This window comes from Limnospira platensis NIES-39, from assembly GCF_026000695.1.
GTDB classification, from domain to species: domain Bacteria; phylum Cyanobacteriota; class Cyanobacteriia; order Cyanobacteriales; family Microcoleaceae; genus Limnospira; species Limnospira platensis.
Genome location: NZ_AP026945.1, coordinates 330,003 through 355,730 on the forward strand (window position 1 = coordinate 330,003; position 25,728 = coordinate 355,730).

At 43.0% G+C, this 25,728-nt stretch carries 19 protein-coding genes; 7 read left to right on the plus strand and 12 right to left on the minus strand.

Going from position 1 to position 25,728, the window contains the following annotated elements:
- Positions 1-3 precede the first annotated feature (3 nt).
- Both N39L_RS01640 and N39L_RS01645 read right to left on the minus strand, forming a co-directional pair.
- Positions 4-1,395 carry a DUF1800 domain-containing protein gene (locus N39L_RS01640; protein ID WP_014274087.1) on the minus strand — a complete coding sequence of 464 codons (1,392 nt, stop codon included), beginning with the start codon at positions 1,393-1,395 and terminating at the stop codon, positions 4-6.
- Between the two features lie 21 nt (positions 1,396-1,416).
- A complete protein-coding gene (locus N39L_RS01645) occupies positions 1,417-2,715 on the minus strand; it encodes a pentapeptide repeat-containing protein (RefSeq protein ID WP_006618730.1) in 1,299 nt (432 codons plus the stop codon).
- A gap of 141 nt (positions 2,716-2,856) precedes the next feature.
- Between N39L_RS01645 and N39L_RS01650 the strand changes: the two genes are divergently transcribed.
- A complete protein-coding gene (locus N39L_RS01650; RefSeq protein WP_014274088.1) occupies positions 2,857-3,072 on the plus strand; it encodes a hypothetical protein in 216 nt (71 codons plus the stop codon).
- 235 nt (positions 3,073-3,307) lie between these two features.
- A complete protein-coding gene (locus N39L_RS01655) occupies positions 3,308-4,795 on the plus strand; it encodes an adenylate/guanylate cyclase domain-containing protein (RefSeq protein ID WP_043467924.1) in 1,488 nt (495 codons plus the stop codon).
- Between the two features lie 44 nt (positions 4,796-4,839).
- Here the strand turns inward: N39L_RS01655 and N39L_RS01660 are convergent, their stop codons facing one another.
- The 5 genes from N39L_RS01660 to N39L_RS01680 form a co-directional block, all read right to left on the minus strand.
- The gene (locus N39L_RS01660) at positions 4,840-5,736 is read right to left on the minus strand and encodes a GGDEF domain-containing response regulator (RefSeq protein WP_014274090.1); all 897 of its coding nucleotides are present in this window, start codon (positions 5,734-5,736) and stop codon (positions 4,840-4,842) included.
- Between the two features lie 113 nt (positions 5,737-5,849).
- Positions 5,850-6,845, minus strand: coding sequence for an ATP-binding response regulator (locus N39L_RS01665; RefSeq protein ID WP_308805625.1), 996 nt, complete (start codon positions 6,843-6,845; stop codon positions 5,850-5,852).
- Positions 6,846-9,968 carry a PAS domain S-box protein gene (locus N39L_RS01670; RefSeq protein WP_014274092.1) on the minus strand — a complete coding sequence of 1,041 codons (3,123 nt, stop codon included), beginning with the start codon at positions 9,966-9,968 and terminating at the stop codon, positions 6,846-6,848.
- A gap of 36 nt (positions 9,969-10,004) precedes the next feature.
- Positions 10,005-12,260, minus strand: a complete 2,256-nt coding sequence (locus N39L_RS01675) for a GAF domain-containing sensor histidine kinase (protein WP_014274093.1) — start codon at positions 12,258-12,260, stop codon at positions 10,005-10,007.
- A 205-nt stretch (positions 12,261-12,465) separates the two neighbouring features.
- Positions 12,466-12,921: a hypothetical protein gene (locus tag N39L_RS01680; RefSeq protein WP_014274094.1), complete on the minus strand. Its 456-nt coding sequence runs from the start codon at positions 12,919-12,921 to the stop codon at positions 12,466-12,468.
- A gap of 402 nt (positions 12,922-13,323) precedes the next feature.
- Between N39L_RS01680 and glgA the strand changes: the two genes are divergently transcribed.
- The 3 genes from glgA (at position 13,324) to N39L_RS01695 (ending at position 17,026) form a co-directional block, all read left to right on the plus strand.
- Positions 13,324-14,799, plus strand: a complete 1,476-nt coding sequence (glgA, locus tag N39L_RS01685) for a glycogen synthase GlgA (protein ID WP_014274095.1) — start codon at positions 13,324-13,326, stop codon at positions 14,797-14,799.
- 213 nt (positions 14,800-15,012) lie between these two features.
- On the plus strand, positions 15,013-15,720 hold the full coding sequence (locus N39L_RS01690) for a sulfotransferase domain-containing protein (protein ID WP_231852066.1): 708 nt from the start codon (positions 15,013-15,015) through the stop codon (positions 15,718-15,720).
- Between the two features lie 160 nt (positions 15,721-15,880).
- Entirely contained in the window at positions 15,881-17,026 is a 1,146-nt protein-coding gene (locus N39L_RS01695; RefSeq protein ID WP_014274097.1) for an ATP-binding protein, read from the plus strand.
- 13 nt (positions 17,027-17,039) lie between these two features.
- Here the strand turns inward: N39L_RS01695 and N39L_RS01700 are convergent, their stop codons facing one another.
- From N39L_RS01700 to N39L_RS01710, 3 genes are all read right to left on the minus strand, one after another.
- Positions 17,040-17,714: an SDR family oxidoreductase gene (locus tag N39L_RS01700; RefSeq protein WP_014274098.1), complete on the minus strand. Its 675-nt coding sequence runs from the start codon at positions 17,712-17,714 to the stop codon at positions 17,040-17,042.
- Positions 17,715-18,119: 405 nt separating this feature from the next.
- The gene (locus N39L_RS01705) at positions 18,120-19,043 is read right to left on the minus strand and encodes an SPFH domain-containing protein (RefSeq protein WP_006617622.1); all 924 of its coding nucleotides are present in this window, start codon (positions 19,041-19,043) and stop codon (positions 18,120-18,122) included.
- Between the two features lie 38 nt (positions 19,044-19,081).
- Complete coding sequence (locus N39L_RS01710) at positions 19,082-19,510, minus strand: NfeD family protein (protein WP_006617623.1); 429 nt, start codon at positions 19,508-19,510, stop codon at positions 19,082-19,084.
- Between the two features lie 146 nt (positions 19,511-19,656).
- Between N39L_RS01710 and N39L_RS01715 the strand changes: the two genes are divergently transcribed.
- On the plus strand, positions 19,657-21,660 hold the full coding sequence (locus N39L_RS01715) for a 4-Cys prefix domain-containing protein (protein WP_014274099.1): 2,004 nt from the start codon (positions 19,657-19,659) through the stop codon (positions 21,658-21,660).
- Positions 21,661-22,148: 488 nt separating this feature from the next.
- On the opposite strand, the gene N39L_RS01720 is transcribed toward N39L_RS01715, so the two are convergent.
- On the minus strand, positions 22,149-23,318 hold the full coding sequence (locus tag N39L_RS01720; RefSeq protein WP_006619225.1) for an AbrB family transcriptional regulator: 1,170 nt from the start codon (positions 23,316-23,318) through the stop codon (positions 22,149-22,151).
- Between the two features lie 124 nt (positions 23,319-23,442).
- Entirely contained in the window at positions 23,443-23,904 is a 462-nt protein-coding gene (locus N39L_RS01725; RefSeq protein ID WP_006619226.1) for a peroxiredoxin, read from the minus strand.
- A gap of 190 nt (positions 23,905-24,094) precedes the next feature.
- On the opposite strand from N39L_RS01725, the gene N39L_RS01730 reads away from it, so the two are divergent.
- Positions 24,095-25,684, plus strand: coding sequence for a B12-binding domain-containing radical SAM protein (locus tag N39L_RS01730; RefSeq protein ID WP_006619227.1), 1,590 nt, complete (start codon positions 24,095-24,097; stop codon positions 25,682-25,684).
- Positions 25,685-25,728: the final 44 nt, after the last annotated feature.

Sequence of the window (25,728 nt, forward strand, 5' to 3'; positions counted from 1 at the left end):
TTTTTAATACCGCATAAATTCGGGACTACCCAAGAAAATTGCACCCTGTAAATTGGGGGGACTTTCTGCTAAAATTTGGCGAGTTTGGGCAGATAACAAAACCCCTAAAGTTTCCTCTAGCTGCTTGACATCAACTGGGTTGCCTTTATGGAGTAGTCCCCCCGCTAAGGGGACGGCTAAACTACTGCGACGCACCATGGTATCTGGGTTTAACCAAGCCTGTTGAGTGTTTTTATATCCATCAGGAGAAGGACAGCCATAAAGAGGCATTCCCAACTGATTTAAAATGCCGTTAATGGGGTCATAATTAGTCACTTCTCCGACGGCGCGCATGACTGAGGTTATATAACGATAGGGGTTTTTGAATTTACTATTGTAGTGATTTTCCTCCCAAAACTCGGTGCTGTTAAATAAGGTTTTGAGAACTTCGGTGATATCGCCTTGGGTTTCGATAAAGCGATCGCCTAAAGCCTTAACTAAAGATGATGGGGGTTCATCAGCCACAAATGCTTGGGCTAATTTATAACCGATATGTTTGGCGGTGGCGGGGTGACTGGCTAAGATATCTAATGCTTCCTCAACCTCCTCGATACCTCTGCCTTTAATAGTTCTACCCAAGAGGATTTTATCATTAAAATCATGGCGAGTTTCATCAAAATAAAATCCCTCCTGATTGCGGGGGCGATCGCTTGGTTTTGGCAATCCCCAACCTGTCAAAATTCGGGCTAATTCCATCACGTCATTTTGTGTATATCCCCCCTCAACTCCCAAGGTGTGCAACTCCAACAATTCCCGCGCATAATTCTCATTCAACCCCTTAAATCTTCCCGTTGCACCGGGACTATTAGGGGCGGTATTTTGCCAATTATCCAAATAGAATAACATAGCCGGATGCCTAGCGGTTGCGCCTAGTAGGGTGCGGAATTTCCCCCAAACATGAGGTCTAATGGCGTGTTCTTCATAGGACCCAATCCAAATTCTACTCAGTCCTTGCAATCCAAATACATTAAAATGGTTAAACCAAAAATCGACCATCACCTCTTCTAATTGGCGGGGACTATGTAAAGCCCGAATCATTCTAGCGCGACGAATTTGGTTAATTACTCTCTGTTGAAATTGCCGCCTAACTTGTGCGAGTTGAGGCTGTCCTAACCCCAGTTTTTGGGCTTCATTAACCTCTCGATTTTGTTCTCTAACTAGCTTTCCCGGTCGCCAGGGGAGGGTATCTAAGGGCTGAAGTTCCTGGGTGAGAGTTGCCGGAATAGCTAAAGAATTGGGGTTAAGTTGTGAGTTAATATATCCCGCCATCCCGGTATTTTTAATTTGATTAATCTGACCGTTAATTAAGCCTAAACTCAGTCGGTTAACCAGATGAATAATTTGGCGATCGCCCATAATTCTATACTCCTGAAAATGTTAACGCCCTAATTTATTCGGGATACCATCACAGCCGCCGGGAATAGTATTTCGAGATTTTGACCCCGACCAAGCACAGCAATAATAACGATTCTCCTCGGAGAGGTTCAAAACCCCAGTAAAATCAGCATTTTCTATGACAGCCCCAGTATTAGCACCAGTAGAGTAGTCAGGAATTAATGTCCGAGTCCGGGGACTGGCGTTTTCCACTGAACCATAAAAGAATTTAGTCGATCGCAGATTACTATGGGTGAGGTTGGCTTCATAGAGAATAGCGCGAGATAAATTAGCACGCACCAGGTCACAATTAGTTAAATTAGCGCGGACTAGGTTCGCTTCTCCCAGGTCTGTGCGCCGCAGATCGGTATTTTTTAAGTCCGTCCCGGCTAACATGGCTCCTAAATCAATAACTCGAATACCTTCGGCTCTATCTTCAGCATAACTGCCATTACCATCTAATATAGGGCGACCCAAATGGCGATCGCGTTTGAGGGGAGTAATTAACCGCGCCTGGGACAGAAACCGGAGAATTTTGGCTTTCCCATCTGCGTCTACACTACGAATAATGGCGGCGGTCCGTCCCTCTGCAATTACCCGTTCCTGGGGCCAATCTTCTAATAGTCCCTGTTCCCCTAAGGCTAAATCAGAGACCCCCTGAAAATAAGCATCGATGGTCTGTTGTTGGGTGATGCGGTTTTGCTGAATGGTTAAATCCCGGGAGATTACATATTGTCGCCAAGCCACATATACGGCTAAAATGGCGATCATAATTTGACCCAAAGCGCCGATCAATTCCCCCAGTGCGCCGATCGCATCCCAGTTAATTACAATATTACGGGCTGCGTCTGTGTTGGAACCACTCAGCATCAACAGCCCGGTAATTGCCGATAAAATCCCGAAACTAGCGACGATTAAACTACGCCAGATAGGAGGAATTAGGGTTGTCCAAATTTTACCCCAACTCGGCCAAATAATTAACAGTGATGCGGCAATAGCCACAACGGCGCTGAGATAGCCGACCCAGACGTTATCGATCGCTAACCCTAAAATCATGACGGCGATCGCCCCCAGGGTCAACACGGAAGCCAAAAAGTTACTGGGTTTGGGATTTTCCAACTCCCCTTTCCCTTTGTTGTTGGGGGACTCTTCTAGGTGAAACACCTCCCCATGTTCGGTGTAGGATAAGGCTGGATTCTCAGACGCTGAGGGACTCAGGGTAATGGTGTTAGGGCTCTTTCCATTGGGGCTATCAATATCCTGATGAGGCTGTTGCGGTGCGGATAAATTGGGTTCTGTCATACTGGTTGATAAAGGCTAGGAAAGATTTAATGCTCTTCTCTGGATCTATTGTATCTAAAGTTCCGGCAGATCGGGTATCGTAAATGTATTATAAAAATTGACTGATAATTCAGATATAATCAAATTTGCTATATTATATCCATGAAGTGCAAGTTATCTGACTATACCAAAAAATTAGGAGTTAGCTACCCAACTCCAGGGCGTTGCTGGAAGTCTAAACAGCTACCCCATACCACTAAACAGACTGTTACCCGCCAGATTATGGTTGATTTTCACGCCCACAGTTTAGCCCCTTCTGCGAAAATAGTTAGGCAATTTGTCCCATGGTTACATCAGCGGCAAAATCTGGTTATTTAGACTTCCCAGGCGACAGGTTAAGTGAATATGCGATCGCTCCATAAATGAGAGGACAGGTTAATAAGAATACCGCTTAATTCCGGCAAATATTAACTCCATATTATCAGAATAATATCTAGTTTTTTGATAAGATAAATAAAATACAATAAAAACTATAATAAATAACTAATAAGTATTAGTATTTTCTAAGTTATTTATATTCGAAAATTAAAGTATATAAACGACCCCAAAATCGATGAAATCACTACTCCCCATAGGAATTACTAGATGTCTAAATGCGCGCCTATCTAGGCGGATTGCCTTTTGGGTTGCCACTAGCATAGTTGTGATTGAATTAATTATTTTGGTGCCATCAGTGTATCGTCGTCGCCAAGAGTTGTTATCTAAATTGCAGCACCTAACCTCTCAAAAAATCGCTTGGATAGTAGCAACTTACCCCCATCAAACGCCGGAGGATTTTCTCAAACAACTGCAAAATTTACATTATATGAACTCTGATATTATGGGAGGGTCTCTCTATAGTTCCGACGGACAACTAATTGGCAGTTTTGGGGAAACTCCAGCTTTATCTTATCCAGAAGCCAGAGATGTACAAATACTGTATGTAAACACTCCCGAAGGCGATCGCTATGATCTTACCTGTGATACTTTTCCCCGCCTAGATGATTATCTCATTATCCTCCGCTATGATGCCTCTCCTATTCATCGGGAAGTCTGGTATTTTATTGTACGAATTGCGGGACTGGTTTTGATTATTTCTGTGTTTGTCACTGGTGCGACCATGGTGGTGCTTAACTATTTAGTGATTTTGCCGATTTTGAATTTACGACAGGATTTAATCAACGCGGGTTCAGCTATTGCTAATCATCGGTTACCCCCTCACTTTTATGCTGCTTCTGTGGAAAGTCGCGATGAATTGGGGGATGTGATTCGCGCATTTATGCAGATGTATCATCAAATTTCTGAGGCGATCGCACAACAAAAACAAGCCGAGGAAGCCTTACGCCAAGAAAAGGAAAAATCCGATGAATTATTGTTAAATATTCTGCCGGAAACCATAGCCGATAAGTTAAAAAATACCCACAGGTGTATTGCGGATAGATTTGAACAGGCGACTATTTTATTTGCAGATATAACTAATTTTACCGAACTTGCTTCGCAATTAACACCCACAGAATTGGTGGATTTACTTAATCAACTTTTTTCCGCTTTTGACCGCCTTACAGATAAGTATGGTTTGGAGAAAATTAAAACTATTGGTGATGCTTATATGGTGGTTGGGGGAATTCCTAACCCCCGTGATGATCACCCTCAAGCCGTCGCTGATATGGCTATAGAAATGCAACAAGTTGTCCAACAATTCCACTGCGTTAGCCTTCCAGTTGCTGAAGCCTCTGGGTTAGCAGAAGGGTCTACAGATGATCATAAACAGGGGGAAATTAGCCACCAACTGAATATCCGTATTGGTATTAATATGGGTCCGGTGGTGGCTGGGGTTATTGGTTTAAAAAAGTTTACCTATGATTTATGGGGAGATGCGGTCAATACTGCTAGTCGTATGGAGTCACAAGGTGAACCCGGAAAAATCCAAGTCAGTCAGACCGTATACTGGCATTTAAAACAACAATATATCTTAGAAAAACGAGGGGTTGTTTCTGTGAAAGGGAAAGGCAATATGACCACTTACTGGCTAATTGGTAAACGGTCAAAATCTGTGGATTAATCAAGTTGGTTAAATTTTGGATAAATTACCACTTGATTACGACCTTATTTTTTGGCGTCATAAAGTGCTTTATCTGCCTCCATAAGTAAGCCATCCAGACTAATTTCTGATGAGTTATAAATAGTCACACCAATACTCACAGTTATATGAATAGTCTGGTCATCAACGTATATGGGAGTTGTGGCGATCGCCTCTCTAATTCTTTCCGCTACCACCAAGGCTTCATCAGCTTTAGTTTCCGGTAAAAATACCACAAATTCTTCCCCTCCAAACCTGCCAAAAATATCCACTTTTCTTAAAGCATTTACCGTGACAGCTGCCATTATTTTGAGGGCTTTATCTCCGATATTATGACCATAATTATCATTAATTAACTTAAAATGATCAATATCAATCATTAACACAGAAAAGGGGTTATTATAGCGGTGGGTACGTTGAAATTCGCGCTCACCCAAAACTAAGAGATGGCGACGATTAGCAATACCTGTTAAAGCGTCTGTCGTCGCTAACTTTTCTAATTCAACTAAGGCTTGTTTTAATTCATCGCGAGTATATTTTAACTCTAAATGAGTTTTAACGCGAGCCAGTAGTTCAGGAGCCTTATAGGGTTTAGTAACATAATCAACCGCCCCTTGACTAAAAGCCTGAAGTAAATGTTCAGATTCATTACTAGCCGTCAATAAAATAATCGGAATTTCTGCATAAAGCGGGTCAGCCTTCAAATGCTCACACACCTGCAAACCGTTAATTTCCGGCATCATTAAATCAAGTAAAATCAAGTCAGGATTAGCAGTTTTTACCCTTTCGATCGCCTGTTTACCGCTGGTGGCGAAGGTTGTGGCGTAACCCACATCATCAAGCATCGCCCCCACGACCTGCAAATTTTTGCTGACATCATCAACAATCAAAATCAAAAAATTTTCTGGTTGAAAAGAATTCACTACACACTGGGCTATTAATTCCAAGACTATACATTGATCCTATACCAATTGTTAACCAATGACAACTAAATACGACAGTAACAACCTGTTCAATTAGTAATAATCACCATAAGTTATTCACCATAAATATCTATAAGCGATCGTCGCAGGTCTGGAAAGGCTCTGACCGTCCCAGGGATTTTGTCCCAGTCAAATTGTTCGAGTTGGGAACTCAGGGTTAAAGCATATTCAACAAAAGCCGGATAGGGATACTGCTGCGACCATTGAACCAACTGCTCCGAAAATGCCTGTAAATCCCTCATTTTGAGAGTTTGTCCTAGTTCTGGCCAAAATATTTCTTCCTGTTGCTGGAGTTTTTCCAGTAATTCATCAATGGACCCATGGGGGAACTCTGGGGAAACCGGAAAAGCCGGGGGTACTGGTGAGGTATCATCAGCCACTGATTCAACAGTATTTACAGTATCCAGGGGAAGCAGTTGTTTTAACACTAAAACTAACTGTGAACGACTTACAGGTTTATGCAAAAAACCATCTTGGAGAGAAGATAATTCTTGGTGGTCACGATCTAAAGATGAGGCAGTTAAAATAATAATTGGAATCTGCTTAGTGGCGGGATTAGCCTTTAATTGTTTAGTCGCTTCCACCCCATCTAGTTCCGGCATTCGCAAATCCATCATAATTAAATCGGGTTTCTCTAGTTCCGCTATTTGAATAGCTTCGATGCCATTATGTGCCAGCCACAGATGATGATGGGAATTGACAAAATATCCCTGAATTAAATCTAAGTTAGATTGGACATCATCAACCACTAATATTTTACTGCTTTGAATTTGATTTAAATCATCATTTATTTCGACAATTCTATCGTCAGGTTGCCAATCTATGGGTGTAACTTGCGGGAAAATTAAGGTAAATTTACTACCTTTACCTAGTTGACTTTCCAGGCTGATAGTTCCCCCAAGCATTTGGGTGAGTCGTTTAGTAATTGCTAACCCTAGTCCTGAACCACCATATTTGCGGGTACTTTGTCCTTCACTTTGAATAAAACTATCAAAAATGCGTTCCTGTTGTTCTGGTGCGATACCAATTCCCGTATCAGCGATCGCAATTTATAGGGACATAGTAGGTTCCGTATTATCCGCACTTACCGGAGTATTACTGTTAGTCAAAACCGAAACTTTCACCGAACCATTATCAGTAAATTTGAGAGCATTTCCCACCACATTTAACAAAATCTGTCGTAACCTGACTTCATCAAAGATAATCGCCTTCGGCAAATCATCATTAATTTCTATAATCAATTCTACCTTTTTTTCTGCTGCTTTTTGGCAGAAAATTTGGTAGATTTCTTCTAGCATAACCCGTAAATCCATAGGCTCCTGATGGAGTTCCATTTTTCCGGCTTCAATTTTGGATAAATCCAGAATATCATTAATCAAAGCCAGTAAGGTTTTACCACTAGCCCCAATGGATTTAACATATTGTTTTTGACGAGGTTCCGCCACCAAACCCTGTAGCAGATCGCAAAATCCTAGAATCGCATTCATGGGAGTCCGAATTTCATGACTCATATTAGCTAAAAATTCACTCTTAGCCCGGTTAGCAGCTTCGGCGTGGCGTGTCGCTTCTTTGAGGGCTTGATTTTTGTGTTCTAGTTCGAGTTTATGTAATTTTTCCTGCTCCAAAAGTTGCGCCTGTGCTAAGGCGATTCCTACTTGTTGAGCGATAGCTTCTATTAGTTCAATTTCGTCGTGAGTCCACTGGCGGAACCTATCGCACTGTTGCAAACTAATTACTCCATTCGGTTCCCCTTTGTAGGAAGTCCGAACACTTAACATGGATTTTAAATTAATTTGGCGACAGAGATCATAATGGGGAAAAAGCAGGGGGTCTTTGTAGACATCATCAGAAGCTATAGCCTGATCCTGATTTAATAATATGGCAAGATGTCGATTCTTACTAATGGGTATTTCTATCCCCATAAAATACTCATATTGCCCCCTTAAATACTCTACTACCATAGTTATTTTTTGGCTAGAATTCGGCGAATAACGATGAATTAAACAGCGATTTACATGAAAGGCTTCCCCCACTAAACTAACTGTAGCTTGAACAATGTGTTGGCTGTCAAGACTTTGGCGAATTTCGTCCGTAATCTGTTGTTGTAGTAAAGTATTTTGAAAAGCCTGTTCCAGAACTTTTTTAGCCTGTTGACGTTCGATTTCATTACCAATCCACATGGCAATTAATTGCAATAATTGCCGTTCACTATTGCGAAAGGGAGTATGGCGAGGATGGGGACTACAAAAGTTAATAGTTCCATATACATATTGTCCCACTACAATCCGAACACCAATATAGGCTTGGAGTCCTAGGTTATGATAAGCTGGATGTTTTTTAAATTCTGACTGTGCCGCAGAGGCAATACAGACAATTTCCGAACAGTTAAAAGTGGCTTCACAAAAGGTATTTTTTAAGGGGAACAAATCGCCTTTTTCAATGGGTGGTGTCAGTCCTGGGGGAGTTTGTACCGCTACCACCTGATAGCGATCGCCTTGAATATGAGAAAGCATCCCAATTTCTAAGCCAAATTGTAGTCGCCCCATAGACAGTAAAGATTCTAGCCTCTGATTAAAATTTAGATGAGGAGCCACAGCAATCTGATATAATTCTCGGAGAGCCACTTCTCTGGCTTGTAACTCTTCTTCGGCTTCTTTACGAACAGTAATATCCTCAGCAATACCAGCAAAGCGGTAGATATTTCCGTTCTGATCATAAATCGGAAAAGAACAAGCACGAATCCAGCGCCTTTCGCCATCTGGGCGAAAAATAGGATACTCTAACTCTAATTCTTTTTTCCTCATAAATTGGTGTTTCATTCCACTAATTACTTTCGATCTATAATTCACATCTATCGAATCAAACCAAGACTCAGGAGATTGATATAAACTCTCACAAGTTCTGCCCCAAATTTGCTCATAAGCCGGACTAATATACAGGACTTCTCCATGGCGAGAAACTATAAAAAATGCTTCGGAAATTGCCTCAGCAAATTGACGGAACTTTTCCTCGCTTTCCCGCAAAGCCTGTTCAGTTTGTTTTTGTTGTTCAATTTGGTTTTGTAGTTGCTGAGTTCTCTGTTTAACTCGGGTTTCTAGTTCTTGATTAAGGCGCTGAAGTTCATGTTCAGCTTTTTGGCGATCGCTAATATCTTGTAACATAGCCGTATAAACGACTTGATCAGATAATTGCAACCTAGATATAGAAGCCTCTGCCGGGAAAACTTCCCCATTTTTACGCTGTCCGACAACCTCTCGCCTTCCCTTCATCGGAGCATTTAAAATTGCCTTTTGACCAAAATTTTGGATATGTTTTTCATGTATTTTGTGGATATTTTTCGGCAAAAGAATATTCAGAGGTTGTCCGATAACCTCATCAATAGTATAGCCAAAAATTCTTTCTGCACCCTGATTAAATAAAGTGATACGTTGGTCTTCTCCTACCGAAATAATCGCCTCTTCCGCAATATCTAAAATCCCCCTAAACTTTTGATTGCTCTCCATTAGAGCTTGTTCTAATCGGCGACTTTTATCAATTTCTTGTTGTAATATCTGATTTTTTTCGGTCAAGGTTTTAGTACGTTCTTGGACTAAATACTGCAAATTTTGATTAAGTTTATTTAAGGCTTTACGACTCTCCTCTAATGCCATAATATCTCGATAGGAACGCAAAGCAGCAATAATAGTTGTAATTAATTTTTGCTGAGTCATTTCTACCTTAGTTTTATAATCATTAATATCATAATCAATAATTACAGAATCTTCCGGTGCTTCCCCCGGATATCCAGTTTTAAGGATAATTCTCACCCAGGAATTATTCAGATTTTTGCGGATATATTTAACCAAATCCAGACCCGCATTATTAGTTTCCATCACCACATCTAACAACAAAACAGCCGTGTCAGGATTAGCGGCGATCGCCCCTTGTGCTTCCCCCGCCGAATAAGCCGAAATAAAAGTTAAAGGTCTCTGTTCAAAAGTCAAAGTTTTTAAAACCATTCGTGTGGCTTGATGCACTTCTTGATCATCATCCACCAGCATAATTTTCCAGGGTTTTCTCAAATCGACATCATCAATGATTGGAGATAAGACAGAACCTTCCTCCTCATCCTCAATAATCGTTAAAATCTCTTCATCTTTAGTAACATCACCCCAAGGATTTTGATTATACATTTATTATTGATCCCTATCAATTAAATACTTCACTGTTCATGTGCTAGGACGGCGCGGACAGTTGATGATAAATTTAGATCCTACTCCCACCTGACTATCACAAGAAATTGTACCTTTCAAAGTTTTAGTTACCAAATTATACACAATGTGTAAACCCAAGCCATTCCCCCCGTGATTACGAGTGGTAGTAAAAAAAGGGTCAAAAATATGCTCCAGGTTTTCGGAAAGAATACCACAACCATCATCACTGTATTCAATCAAAAAGTGATCATCACCAACCTCTGCTATCTTTAAATATAACTGACCTGACTCCGATGGTTGGTAAGCATGAATCAGAGAATTAATCACCAAATTCGTGATCACCTGAGAAATAGCGCCAGGATAGCTATCTACCTCTATGGTGTCATCCCCCTCAACGACAATGCGATGATGGGTCTGTTTCAGTTTAGGACGAATGTTCAATAGAATTTCCTCTAAATAAGGTCTGAGGGTAAAAGTGCGCCTTTCTAGGGAAGTTTGGTCAACAGCTACTTGCTGAAAACTCTGGACTAATTCTGCTGAACGCTGGAGATTACTCAAAATCAGTTTACTGCTTTCCAATACTATATCAAGATACATATTTAAAGCCGATCGCTTTAACGGTTGCAATTGACAAAGACTCAAAAACTTTTTGGTTTCACTCACCAAAAACGAAGCCGCCATAATTCCCGTACCCACCGGAGTATTAATTTCATGAGCTACCCCCGCCACCAAGCCTCCTAAAGTCGCCATTTTTTCAGCTTCAATCAGTCGTTTTTGCACCGTTTTTAGTCGTTGGGATGTCTGGGAAAGTTCTGCATTTTGTTCAGTGACTTTCTGTTGCAGAGTCCGATAAAGCAAAGCATTTTCTAAGGAAATTGCCACCTGAACTGAGAGCAAACTGACAATTTGTATTTGTTCATCTTCAAAACTGCCATTTGTCATATTTTTTTCCAGGTAAAAAATACCAATTAGCCGTTTTTGACGAATTAAAGGAATCCCCAAAATCGACTTAGGTTTATGACTTTTGATATATTCATCATCCCTAAAAATTTGGTGGTTATAAGCATTATTCAGCAACACATATTCATGAGTGCGCGCTACATAGTTAATGATAGACTTAGGAAAAGATTTATCTGACAGTGTATTAAGAGGAATTGACCGCAAAACAGTCACCTCATCAATATCCATCTCTGCCATAGCTTCAATCATCCATTCTTGAGAGATTTCCTGACTAGATTTATGGTCACATGGCAAAATCAAATAACCTATTTCTGCATCTGTATTCTCGATAATAATTTTCATGGTTTTAGCCAACAGACTCGCCAAAACCGTTTCCCCAGACAAGGTTTGATAAGCCTGTAGAACATGACCAAGATTAAAAATTTGGGCATTGCTTGGGTATTCTCGACTCTGAGAGACTGAACTTTTCCACCAGTTGGCGGGAGAAAAAACATCAGGATATCGATACTTAATATCTTTAACTTTTGCGGTAGCTTCCCAGCGGCTATAAGTACCATGAGCCGCCTTTATATAAATCACAAAAAATCGCTCTAAATTTTGTTGTTTATAAAATTCTGCTGCCAATTCATAGGCGATCGCTATTTCGTGAATCGCACCATTTGTAATCACCTCAGAAACCGCTTGTTCGTACTTTTGCAGTGCTGATAATATCTGATTTGAGAGGCGTTCTAACTCCGCCTCCACCAAAATATACCGATGTTTAAAACTCCCATAAATATGATGATTCCAGGATGACATTAAGCCCTGATTTGTGCGGATTTTCTCTAAAATAGCATCCCGCTTTGACCCCGACAGAGTTTCCGCCTTTGCCACCAAAGTTAGGGAATAATAAAACAAATATTCTCCCCGGTTAAAAATACTTAAACTATCATCAATATAATTACCAACTAACTCAGCCGCCTGTAAAGCCGATTCATAATCTCGAAATAGATAGCACAGAATCAATTGGAAGCAGTGAACATCAAATAAAGTCGAACTGCTATTAACCGGATTTAATAGCAATAACATTTCCTGTTCTATATCCTTCCATACCGAGGCATTAATCCAGTCTGATTTTTGGTTTAAATTCCGCAATTTTTGCATCATCGTACTCGCCGGTTGCGTCAGACCTCCATAAATTCCAATAATAACTCGATAATTGGACACTGACGCACTCGGTAGGCGACCTCTAACGTACCTTGAACATACCTTGTAGGGTGCGTCAGACCCGGTAAATAGCAACCATAACCCGATAACTTGAAACTGACGCACCTCTGGTCTATGTCAGACTGGATAATGGAAACTGACGCACCTCTGGTCTATGTCAGACTGGATAATGGAAACTGACGCACCTCTGGTCTATGTCAGACTGGATAATGGAAACTGACGCACCTCCCCTCGGGTACGTCAGACCCGGTAAATAGAAACGAGTCCCCCAAGTTTAACTGACGCAGCTTTTATCGGTTGCTACTGACGATTAACGAATGTATTGTGGACACATCTGCTTAACCAAATTATTGCGAATACTTTGATCAGCGCGTAAAATTTCGCGCATTTGGGGGTCCAAAGTCAGATCTTGACGAAGAGACTCTTCCTGAATAGCCTGACGTTGCCGCCAAGTTAACCCCCCAGAAGCCAAGGCTTGACAGGTATCTCCGACATCTTCAACAATAGACTTCAAATCATTTTGAGCAGAAAGCAACAACATACGTTTATGTAGCTCAGGTTGTTCGGACTCCTCAACCATACTTCGGTAACGAGAGATGATATGAGAAGCGCTCAACACAGTTGGCGGTTGCGCTTCTGCGGGAAGTTGACCAATCAAAATCCCAAAGGAAACTACAACCCCTATATACCCATACAGACCATTCTTAGCCATGGTTCCTCCTAAACGGAAGTTTAACTCACTAAGGTTGTTAACAGACTGGACCATTTAGCCACCTACCTGATATTCAAGCGATCCCAGGATCATCCTCAGAATCTGCCAGCAGTATCTGGAGGGACACAGGCTCTCTAATCTATCACCCAACCTGGTTAAAAGGACAATTCCCTTGGGGAATGTCTTTGAGAACAGAACTGGTTTTTGAATTTGGGGATATTGTACTCTCAGACTATACATCAAGTCTTGGGCAAGCGCACCAAATCTATCAAAGTTCATTGATAATAGCCATTTTGCCGTTGATCCTGGAAATAATTTCTTTGAGACCCTCAATTGCTCTATGCTCCTAGAACCAGAGAAAATAGGAGTCATAAATTACATTGGTGAGCGATCGGTGCTTTTTCCTGATTCAATAGGAAACATAGAACATAAACTTTTGTTACAAGAGGAGTGAAGATGTACATTGTACAGATTGCCTCTGAGTGCGCCCCTGTAATCAAGGCGGGAGGTTTGGGTGATGTAGTCTACGGACTCAGCCGAGAGTTGGAACTGCGGGGCCATACAGTAGAGATAATTCTACCCAAATATGATTGTATGCGTTATGACCATATTTGGGGGCTACATGAAGCCTATCGAGATTTAGTTGTCCCTTGGTATGGTGCGGCTATATACTGCGATGTCTACTGTGGCTGGGTTTATGGCAGATTATGCTTTTTCATAGACCCCCATTCCGAGGACTTATTTTTCAATCGGAGCTGCTACTACGGTTGCAACGATGACAATATGCGGTTTGCCTTCTTCAGTAAGGCGGCCTTAGAGTTTCTGTTGCTGACGAACAAACGACCTGATGTGATCCACTGCCATGACTGGCAAACTGGCCTAGTTCCGGTGCTACTGTTCGAGATTTATAAGTATCATGGCATGGAATATCAACGGGTTTGTTATACCATTCATAACTTTAAACATCAGGGCATTTCGGGATGTGATGTTTTATGGGCGACAGGTCTGAATAAGGAATCTTACTATTTCGCTGACGATCGCCTTCAAGATCCCTTTAATCCCTTTGCTCTAAATTTGATGAAAGGCGGAATCGTCTATTCCAATTTTATCACCACAGTTTCCCCCCACCATGCTTGGGAAGCACACTATGGTGATTTTGGCTATGGTTTAGGCCATACCATTCATGAACATCAACATAAATTTGGTGGGGTACTCAATGGCATTGACTATGAAGTATGGAACCCCCAAGCCGATCGCTATATTCCCCATCATTATGATGCTGATACCTTTACGGAAAAAGCCAAAAACAAACAAGCACTCCGAGAGCAATTATGGCTGGGTCACGGGGATAAACCTTTAATTGCTTATGTGGGGCGTTTAGACCAACAAAAAGGCGTTCATCTCGTCCACCATGCTATTTATTATGCCCTCTATCGCCAAGCTCAATTTGTGTTGTTAGGTTCGGCAACGGAAACCGCAATTAACAACTGGTTTTTGCATGAAAAAAATCATCTAAATAATAACCCTGATTGCCATATCGAAATTGGTTTTAATGAAGAACTTTCCCATCTCATTTATGCCGGGGCTGATCTTATTATTGTTCCCAGCAATTATGAACCTTGTGGCTTAACTCAGATGATTGGCTTGCAATATGGAGCTGTTCCAGTGGTGCGGGGAGTTGGCGGGTTACTCAATACAGTCTTTGACCGGGACTATGACAACTATCATGAACCAGAAAAACGCAATGGTTATGTATTTTTCCAAACTGATAGTCAGGCGCTAGAATCGGCTTTAGATAGAGCGATAGGCTTGTGGTATCACTATCCCAAAAAGTTTCAAAATTTGGCAATTCAAGGGATGGAATATGACTACTCCTGGTCAAATCCAGCTACTCAGTATTTGTCGATTTACGAATATATTCGACATAAATAAGTGGCAAAAAAATTCCTATAGGTCTGAGGTTTTGGGTGTGGCGGTAATATCCTAAACGTAACACATGAAACCTCAAAGCCTATCGGTTACATCGGTCAATCTATCTAATCAGATATCATGTTTTCCTCAGCATATAAGTACAAGGTAAATCAATGGTATTTTCGACCAACAGATGTATTTCTAGCCTCCTATCCACGTTCTGGTAATACGTGGATGCGATTGTTACTTAGTGATGTGATTCAACATTTGGGGGGGGAAAAAACACAACCAGGAGGGAATGTGATCCCAGATGTTTATAAGGTGGATATTGAAGACTGGTATCGCAACCCTCGGATTAAAATTCCGTTTCGGATTATCAAAACCCATGAACCATTAGCTCTCATTTCCGATTATCGAATTATCTACCTATTTAGACATCCGGCTGATTGTCTTTGTTCCTACTATCACTATCAATTAAGGTCGCCTAGGTTTCGGGAAAATAACTCCGGGATAGATGGGTTTTGTCAGAATTTAATCAATCAATGGTGTGGTCATATTAACGGTTATTTAGAAGCTGCTAAAACTGGCAGCGATCGCCTTTTCTTGGTCAGCTATGAATCCCTGAATATTAACCCAGTTGAATCGCTCAAAAATGTCTGCAATTTTCTGGATTTAGATATCACAGAAGCTCAGGCTCAAATTGCCGTCAATAATCAACAATTTCGGCAAGTTCAAACTCTCAGTCAGCGGGGAGATAGCCAAACTCTAGGATTTGCTGAAAACGGCGGATATCAAAACTTCTTTCGGCGCGGTCAAATCAACTCATCCACACAAGAATTATCGGAAAATACCCGCACAATTATCAGCCACAAATCCCAGGATATTTACAATCAAATCAGGGAACTAGAGTCACAACAGTTAACAAATATTAATAGTAATTAAGACTTGATCACCTGCAAACTATGTCATAATTAATTCAGAGAAAAGCCTAACCCAGATGGGTAACGACTAAAACAGGATTGACGAAAAGTGCATAAATTGTTTTAGTATATCAAAATGGATAACCATATCATTATATCAATGGCAGATCAGGTATACACTCATGGATTTAGTATCCCATCAGTTTATCAGCTATTTTGAGCCAGAACAGGCGAATAAACTTTGTCAGTTGGCGCTTGTCGAATACTACCCAGAAGGAAGCCTAATTTTTGAAGAAGGCGAAGTTCCCGACTACTTATATTTGGTGCTAACCGGGGAAGTAGAGTTTAGTAAGTCCACAGGAGGCGATCGCTATCAAGTGGTAACAGTGGCTAGACCCAATAGCTTTTTTGGTGAATTTGGGGTATTAGACGGACAGCCACGCAGTGCGAGAGCGATCGCTACACCAGGGGGAGCTACCCTAGCGAAAATCTCACAGGATCACCTGATGACCATTCTCCAAGACGCAAAGGGTCAAGTAGTCCTCAAGCTATTCGGCTATATTACCCAACAACTGCGAAACACCACCAACGAGTATGTCAACCAAATGATTCACAAGCAGAAAATGGAACTATTGGGGGAAATGGTCAACACCATTGTACACGATTTTCGCAGCCCCTTCACAGGTATTCAGCTTTCCAGTTCGATGATTAGGGAACTACACCCGGACGAAGAAACGGAGGAATGGTGCGATCTAATTTCTATGCAAATTCAACGGATGTTAGGAATGGCTGAAGAAGTCCTAGAATTTAGCCGGGGAAGCACTAGCCTGGTCTTAAAGTCAGTGTCGATAGGGGAGATTATACAGCAGTTTGAAAAGTTAAACCGAGTCTATTTACACTCCTCTGATGTAGAATTGGTCCTTGATATTCCGGAGGAAATCTACGTCCTAGCTGACCTTAACAAGATTATACGGGTCCTACAAAACCTGGTCAGCAATGCTGTAGAAGCCTTCCCTAATTCACAGGGAAAGATTATCATCACTGCTACTACTCAAGATAATTGGGGGCTGATTATGGTTAAAGATGACGGACCGGGTATCCCCAAAGCTATTCAAGAACACCTGTTTGATGCCTTTGTCACCTATGGAAAACAGGGGGGAACGGGTTTGGGAACAGCGATCGCCAAATCTATTGTCGAAGCTCATGGCGGCGCGATTAGCTTTGAATCAGCGGCCGGAGTAGGAACTACATTTTGGATTCGTCTACCGTTGAACGATGGCGATCCTAATATGCAGTCCCCAACCCTCAAACAAGTAAAGATTTGTTGATTTTCAGGGATAATTATATATCCAAAACCTCAAAATCTGTTTGACCATAGGCCATTTGGCGATCGATAGCTGAGAGAATTTTATTATTAGCCTGATCCGAGTGCAAGCAAGCGCAAGCCAAAGCCGCCACATCAGCGCGGTGGATAGTTCCCGCCACTCGGTAATCCTCCGTTAGCACACCATTTCCGGTAGCAGGTTCGGACTTTAACCCTCCCGGACGGATAATAGTATAGGTCAGTCCACTATTAATCAGATGTTCCTCGGCTTTTTCCTTTTCGATCAAGACTGATTTCAGGGTTTCCATAGCCTGGGGAGGGAGAGCTACAGCGCTTTTTCCGCTACCAATGGAGGAAATTAAAATGAATTTTCCCACACCAGCTTTCACCGCCGCATCAATCAGGTTACGATTCCCCAAATAATCAGCCCTTTGACCATCTTTCGGTAAACCGCCAATGGTGCTAATCATGGCAGAAATAGCCGGCCCGTCTGCCACCGCCTGTTCAACCGCCGCCAGATCTAGAGCATCTCCCATCACAATTTCAATGCCCATTCTTTCTAGTTCTGGTCCGCTGGCAGGCGATCGCAATAATGCCCTAACCTTAACTTCTTCTCCCCTCAGACAATTGGCAATTTCCCGACCTACACCCCGACTCGCACCCGCGAGAAAAATACAAGATTCAGAATTCATCTATTTACTAAAATTGTTTATCAATTATCCATTATCAATTATCCATTATCCCTTGTCCTCAAATACCACAAAATATAATTTTTGCTGATTGATACGACTAAATAGATTTGAATTTCAAAATATTGTTAAGAATTAATACAATTTTATTGAAAATCCCTCGCAAATAGTTGACGAGATTATGGGGGTTATGGTACCATTGGAGAAATCGCTCCCAAGGGGTTATTGTGTCTTGACGCAAAAACAGAGCCCAAAACCCCGATTCTGTCGGGGTTAGGATTATTTTCCGACCAAAATTAACAATTCACGATGCACGAGTTTTGGGAGACTAAGGCGATCGCCATTTTTAGGAGTCTTGACAAAAACGACATTTTGTGCATATATGAATCGTCGATTGCGATCAGTGAACTAAGAACTAGGGGTATCAGAAATGAGAGACTTCATACCTTCAAGAGTGGCGGGGATAGATCGCGGGTCCATAAACATCACCTTGCTGCTATCACTATTACCGATAGTAGCTCCCATCTCAATATAGTTTTGGGCTAACAGATATTGCAAGGCTTCGCGGGCTTCCGGGTCACTTTGGAGAGTCTTAGTTAAAATCTGGATAGCTTCCGCCGTAGCATGGGCTTTGAGAACCTGAGATTGACGTTGTGCTTGCGCCTCGAGTACCACAGCCTTTTGTTGAGCTTCAGCAGCTAATACTTGCGCCTCAGCCCGACCCTTAGCAGAGTTAACAGCAGATTCTCGTTCTCCTTCGGAAGCCAGAATAGAAGCCCGTTTTTGTCGTTCTGCAGACATCTGCAACTCCATAGCATCCATTACCGCCTTAGTAGGGCAAATATCGCGTAATTCGACCCGTGTAACTTTCACACCCCAGGGGTCAGTAGCGATATCCAATTCCCGCAATAGCATTTCATTAACCTCTGTGCGGGCGGTAAAAGTTTGATCAAGTTCGAGCTTTCCCATTTCGGAACGGATCTGGGTTCGCACCATATTTTCCATAGCAGCCTGTAGGTTATTAACCTTATAGCAGGCTTTTTCCAAATCCATAATCCGCCAATAAACCACAGCATCAACGCTAATGGAAACATTATCGCGGGTAATACATTTTTGGGGAGGAATATCAAGGACTTGTTCCCGGACAGTTTCCTTATAAGCCACGCGATGATAGAAAGGTACAAGAAAGTTTAAACCAGGATCCAAGGTACGGCCATTGTACTTACCGAGGCTTTCGACTAAGGCTTTATCGCCCTGATTGATAATTTTGACAGAACCTGCCAGTGTGGAGCCACCGAAGAGTAAAATAATGATCAAGAATAGCTGTTCCATGGTTGATTTTCCTCTGATGTTAAATTCGGAGCAAGTAGTTAGGAATTGATTAACTTTTCAGGAACGACAACTAAGGTATTTCCTTCTCGATTGACAACCAGGACTTTTTGTCGAGGGGCGATCGCATATTCTCCCTCAGAACGTGCCCGCCAAGAAATACCATCATAAATTACCCGTCCAGTTTGTCCCGGCAAAATTTCCGTCAAAGTTTCAGCCTCCGTTGCTTCTTCCAGGATAGCCACCCGACGGTTTGGTAATAAACGGCGCACTACCATTATAGATGCGACAGATAATATCATCCAGAGAGCTATCTGTATGGGAACATTAGGCAAGATCAAAGAGATCGCGGCTACTACCAAGGCGCTCACGCCCATCATAAACTCGACAAAGGCCGTAGGAAGAAATAACTCCATCAAACATAACACGGCCCCAGCCAGCAACCAAACGAGTGTAGGATTGGCAAACATCGATTCAACAAGCCTCCCGGGAATTTAGGGCTCTGGAGTTGATGCGCGCAAATTTGATAATTAATGGATTGCTATGATCAACAGGAGCTACAATCATTTTATCTTTCATGTTCCTGGTTTAGTCCTATCGGCAACATATCTTCAGAGTGTCTTTACATAAACTATTGCAAATCAGCAGTTCATCACCACCCCCGATCTACTGCACCAACCCAGTCTGTCCGAAACCAAGTAATGTCTTGGGAGAGGAAATCTGTGCTACCTGTGAGACACCCCTAACCTATCGCTATTTGTGGGCGGTGGGTTCTGCGGCTCAGTCCATGCAACCCGGACAAATAGTTGGCAACCGCTACTATGTGACGGCCCCCCAAATTTGGTTGGATACTAAGCCAGGAGTGCCTCCGGTACTTCCCGATCGCTTATCGGATGCGATCGTATCCTATTTGTATCTGTATCCTTACCACCTGCATATTCCCAGCGTCTATGGGGTTTACAACTTCACTGCTGAGGATATGGTTGATATTGTGCTTCTGGATAATATCCCGGTTGATGATCGCGGCAGTTTATACCCGTCGTTGGTAGAAGCATGGCCGGAAGCCACTGCAGTGCGTCAAGTTTACTGGCTATGGCAGATTCTACAATTGTGGATTCCTCTGTGTGAACAGGGAGCTACCTATAGTTTACTAATTAAGCATAACCTGCGAGTACATGGCTGGCGGGTACGATTGCGGGAGTTACATCAGGGTAAGATACAACCAACCCTGCGAGATCTGGCTGAGTCTTGGTCAGTTTTGATTGAGACCGCCCATGACAGAGTCCGCCAGCCTTTACAGGATATTGTGCAAGTCTTACGCCATAGCCCAGAGGATGCCATAGAGGCGATCGCCACTCAACTTAACCAGATCTTATTAGAACAAGCATCTGAGTTGCCCTTACATATAGCAGTAGCAGGTCAAACAGATGTGGGTATGATGCGATCGCACAATGAAGATTGTTGCTACCCCACAGCTACCGATCTCAAGCAAACCGATATTTACCCCAATGACAGACTCATCCCCTACATGAGTTTAGTTTGTGATGGGGTAGCCGGTCATGAAGGTGGCGAAATTGCCAGCGGGTTGGCTGTCCAATCAATTAAGCCGTTGATTCACAGCTTCATCATGGAAGTTGAGCAACAGGAAACCCTACTTTCCCCCGTTATGATCGCCCATCAACTTCAGGAAATTACCAGAGTTGTTAATAATGTCATTGCCGCCCAAAATGATGAGCAGGAGCGCTCATCTAAGCAGCGCATGGGAACTACCCTAGTTATGGCACTACAACTCCCACAACGCGCTAGACGTGGCTCTAGTTTGGATTTTAACAATGCCCATGAACTTTATATTGTAAATGTCGGGGATAGTCGCGCCTATTGGATAACGCCGGAGTCTTGTCAACAGTTGACCATTGATGATGATGTTACCATCCGGGAAGTGCGTCTGGGTCGTGCTGTGTACTGGGATGCTAAACAACGGCGGGATGGCGGCGCTTTAACTCAAGCCTTGGGAACCCGAGAGGCGGAATTTTTGCGCCCGGCAGTCCAACGGTTTATCATTGAGTCTGATGGCCTACTTTTGTTGTGTTCTGATGGACTCAGTGACAACCAATGGGTTGAGAAAACTTGGGCGGACTATGGGCCTTTGGTTTTACGGGGGGAAAAATCCCTAGAATCAGCGGTTCGGGATTTGATTGATGTGGCTAATACTCAAAATGGTCGGGATAATGTTTCGGTGGTTTTGACTTATTTTGGGGTTTCTCCTCAAAAACTGGTTATGGTCGAACCCACCGCGACCACTCAAGAGTCTCTACCCTTAGAGTCGGAATTTACGGCCGCATCACGGGCGCTGATGGAAGAAGAAGCTGTGACTTCTGTTGACAAGAGGGCTACTCGTCTCCACCGCTTGAAACAGGCTTTATTGATTCTGGCTTTATTGATTTTGGCGATCGCCGGTGGTTATTTAGTTTGGCGGCTAGTCTACCAAGACTCCCCCACGGAAACACCCACGGAAACACCCACAGACTCCCCCACAGAAACACCCACGGAAACACCCACGGAACCCTCAACCACAGAAGTTGATTCCGATACCAATTACATTTCCTATTACATTTCCTAGGTGAACCCTCAGAGAACCTCCAGAGGGCGGGTTGATTTATCTTATCCCTAGGAGGGGAGGATATAGGCGAACCCTCAGAGGGCGGGTTGATTTATCTTATCCCTAGGAGGGGAGGATATAGGTGAACCCTCAGAGGGCGGGTTGATTTATCTTATCCCTAGGAGGGGAGGATATAGGCGAACCCTCAGAGGGCGGGTTGATTTATCTTATCCCTAGGAGGGGAGGATATAGGTGAACCCTCAGAGGGCGGGTTGATTTATCTTATCCCTAGGAGGGGAGGATATAGGCGAACCCTCAGAGGGCGGGTTGATTTATCTTATCCCTAGGAGGGGAGGATATAGGCGAACCTCCAGAGGGCGGGTTGATTTATCTTATTCCTAGGAGGGGAGGATATAGGCGAACCCTCAGAGGGCGGGTTGATTTATCTTATCCCTAGGAGGGGAGGATATAGGCGAACCCGCCCCTACATGATATGTGTGGATAGTCGATTATCCTTTTTTGTCAATCATCATCTGCTGTAAAACCCAGGGTACAATTAGCAGGATTAATAGCATTCTGGTCATTTGCATAGCCATGACCAAGCCGGAATCTCCCCCTAGTTGTAGGACTGTGGCTATCATAGCTGTAATGCCGCCGGGGGTTGACCCTAAAATAGCGGTCATGGTGTCAACTTTAGTAACTAGATGGAATATATATCCAACTCCTAAACAGCTTCCAATTAAAACTAATACTAAGATTAACTCAATTAATACGGCTTTAATTAACTTTTTGGCGGTGTTACCATCAAATTTGAGACCCGTACCGAGTCCCACTAATACCAACCCCGCAGTAAAGCCTAGGGGTGGCATTTCAAAGGTATAAGGTAAACTCCAAAAGCCAATTAATCCCGCCAAAAAAGGGCCGAGAAATAGGGAAGAAGGAAGCCGCAGCACAGGTCCTAGCCACACTCCCAAACCACCGCAGACGCAGAGAATTAGCCAGTTAAGGAAAGCTGGGGCGTGGGGGGGAGTCGATAGGGAAGTAGATAGGGGAGAGAGGACTAATGGCATTTCCTGAACCCCAGGGGAAGCAAACCAGAAACTAGCTAGGGTGGGGATAATTAAAGCGACTAGGAGAATGCGGATATATTGGAGGACGGCGACGGCGATCGCATCAGCACCCATTTGTTCACTGATAGCTACTAAACTAGGACCTGCGCCAGGAATGCAACCTAAAAATCCGGTAGTGCGATCGATTTTCGCCCACCGCCATAATAGATAGCCATTACAGACACTCATGGCACCTGTTACTACAATACAACCTAATAGGGGTAAAGCGTAGGTTTTACCGAGTGTCAAAGTTTCCGGGGAAAATCTAGTAGCAGTAGTTAAAGCAACGATCGCCTGTCCTAAAAGGTTAAAGGACTTGGGTAAAGGTGTAGACTTCTGCCAAATTAGGGCTAATAAAATCCCGACAATCATGGGACCGAGAAGCCATCCGACTGGCATATTTAAGGAAGTTAAAAGCCATCCCGCCATGATGGCGATCGTCATCTGAATTAGGATAACCCCGACTTTTTTCCCATTCAATAGTAACATTTTAACCCAACTTTCATGCCTGGAAAAATCAAGATGTGCCGCCAATGGCATGGTAATCAAAGCAGAGCTATTAATTTTCATTTCATGACTAGGTATATAGAAGGGTTAAATGTAAGTATGGACAAGCTGAGAATAGAGATTTTAATAAATACGAATTATGCCAGGGCGGGCATTATAGCCCGCCATAATTTTGCCCCAAGTCCACCTAGACAGCAGACATAGAACGCAAAGTTTTTAAGGCTTCATCCACATGACCTTTAAAATCCAACATGGAATCAAAAATGTGTCGGACTACCCCCTGATTATCGATTACATAAGTCACCCGACCGGGAAGTATCCATAAAGTGGCTGGAACTCCGTATAATTTCCGCACCTGATTTCCCTGATCACTTAACAGAGTAAAAGGCAAATTATACTTACCGACAAATTTCTGATGTTCATCGGGGGAGTCCGCACTGACTCCGATAACTTCCGCCCCAGTTTCCTGAAAAATCGTGTAACTGTCCCGAAAGGCACAGGCTTCCGCCGTGCATCCTGGGGTATCATCTTTAGGGTAAAAATAAAGCACTACTGCTTTGTTACCCCGAAAATCTTTGAGGCTAACCGATTCCCCGGTCTGGGAGGTTAAAGTAAAATCGGGGGCGAGGTCTCCAACTTGAACTGGCATATTTGCGATATCCTGTAACTTAACTTTAGCAAAAATGTTAAATTTTGTGTGCCTTTGTTATGATATCGCGGAATCTATCCTGCGGAAACCTAATTAGCCCAAACCTATTACCCCAGGTTCGATGCCGCATCATCCTATAGTTCCGCGACCAAAAGCGATCGCCATATTAAACCAATGAGGTATTGATTAAATGCGAGTTTTACTAATTTATCCAGTGTTTCCTAGAACCTTCTGGTCCTACGACAAAATTCTGGAACTGGTTGATCGCAAAGTCCTGTTACCTCCCCTAGGGCTGATCACCGTAGCCGCAATTTTGCCCCAAGAATGGGAATTTAAGCTAGTCGATCGCAATATCCGACCCGTCACCGAAGCCGAATGGGAATGGGCGGATCTAGTCATTCTCACCGCCATGATCGTCCAAAAAGTCGATCTGCTGGCACAAATTCGGGAAGCCAAACGCCGGGGTAAACCCGTCGCCGTTGGTGGACCTTATGCCACCTCAGTCCCTGGTGAAGTTGCAGCGGAAGCCGATTATTTAATCCTAGACGAAGGCGAAATAACCTTACCCGAATTTGTCGCCGCCATTAACCGGGGAGAAACCAGTGGGACTTTCCGATCGCCAGATAAAGCTGATGTTAACACTACTCCAGTTCCTCGTTATGATCTGCTGGAATTAGATGCTTATGACTCCATGTCCGTCCAGTTTTCCCGTGGCTGCCCCTTCCAATGCGAATTTTGCGATATCATTGTACTCTACGGGCGCAAACCCCGCACCAAAAATCCTGAACAACTCCTCAAAGAATTAGATTATCTCTATGAATTAGGATGGCGGCGGGGAGTGTTTATGGTCGATGATAATTTTATCGGCAATAAACGCAATGTTAAGTTATTGCTAAAAGCCCTCAAGACTTGGCAAATTGAACATCAATATCCCTTCCGATTTAATACAGAAGCATCAGTGGATTTAGCCGCCGATGAAGAACTCATGGATATGATGGTTGACTGTAATTTTGATGCGGTATTTTTAGGCATTGAAACCCCGGACGAAGCCAGTTTAGCTTTAACTAAGAAATACCAAAATACCCGCAGTTCTTTAAGCGAATCGGTTGATAAAATTATCCGGGCGGGGTTGCGACCCATGGCGGGATTTATTATCGGTTTTGATGGTGAAAAATCTGGGGCGGCTTCCCGGGTGATTGAGTTTGTAGATCAGGCGGGTATTCCTACTGCGATGTTGGGGATGTTACAAGCCCTTCCCAATACCGGATTATGGCATCGGTTGGACAAAGAAGGACGGTTACTAGCGGATCGGGAAAACATTAGCCAACACGCTACTAACCAAACCATGTTAATGAACTTTATTCCGACTCGTCCGGTGGAAGAAATTGCCGCCGAATATATCCAGGCTTTTCGGACTCTCTATGAACCCGATCGCTATTTGGACAGAACCTATAACTGTTTCCTGAAATTAGGCGCACCTCGCAGTAAAACCCCTTTTAAAACCCCTGAATTTGTGGATTTACGGGCTTTGGCAATTATTATTTGGCGACAAGGAATTAAGCGATCGACTCGTTGGAAATTCTGGCATCATTTATTTGGTATTCTCCGCCATAACCCGGCGGTTTGGGAACATTATTTAACGGTCTGCGCCCACAATGAACATTTCCTCGAATATCGTGACATCGTAACTGCTGAAATTACTCAACAACTGGAGAATTTTAAAAAAGTGGAGTCGGCGGAATTGCCGCCCGCCGAACTTTTGTCAGAAGTTACAGCTTGAAATAATTAGTGATGGGGAGCAAATTTGCTCCCTATTATCACTTG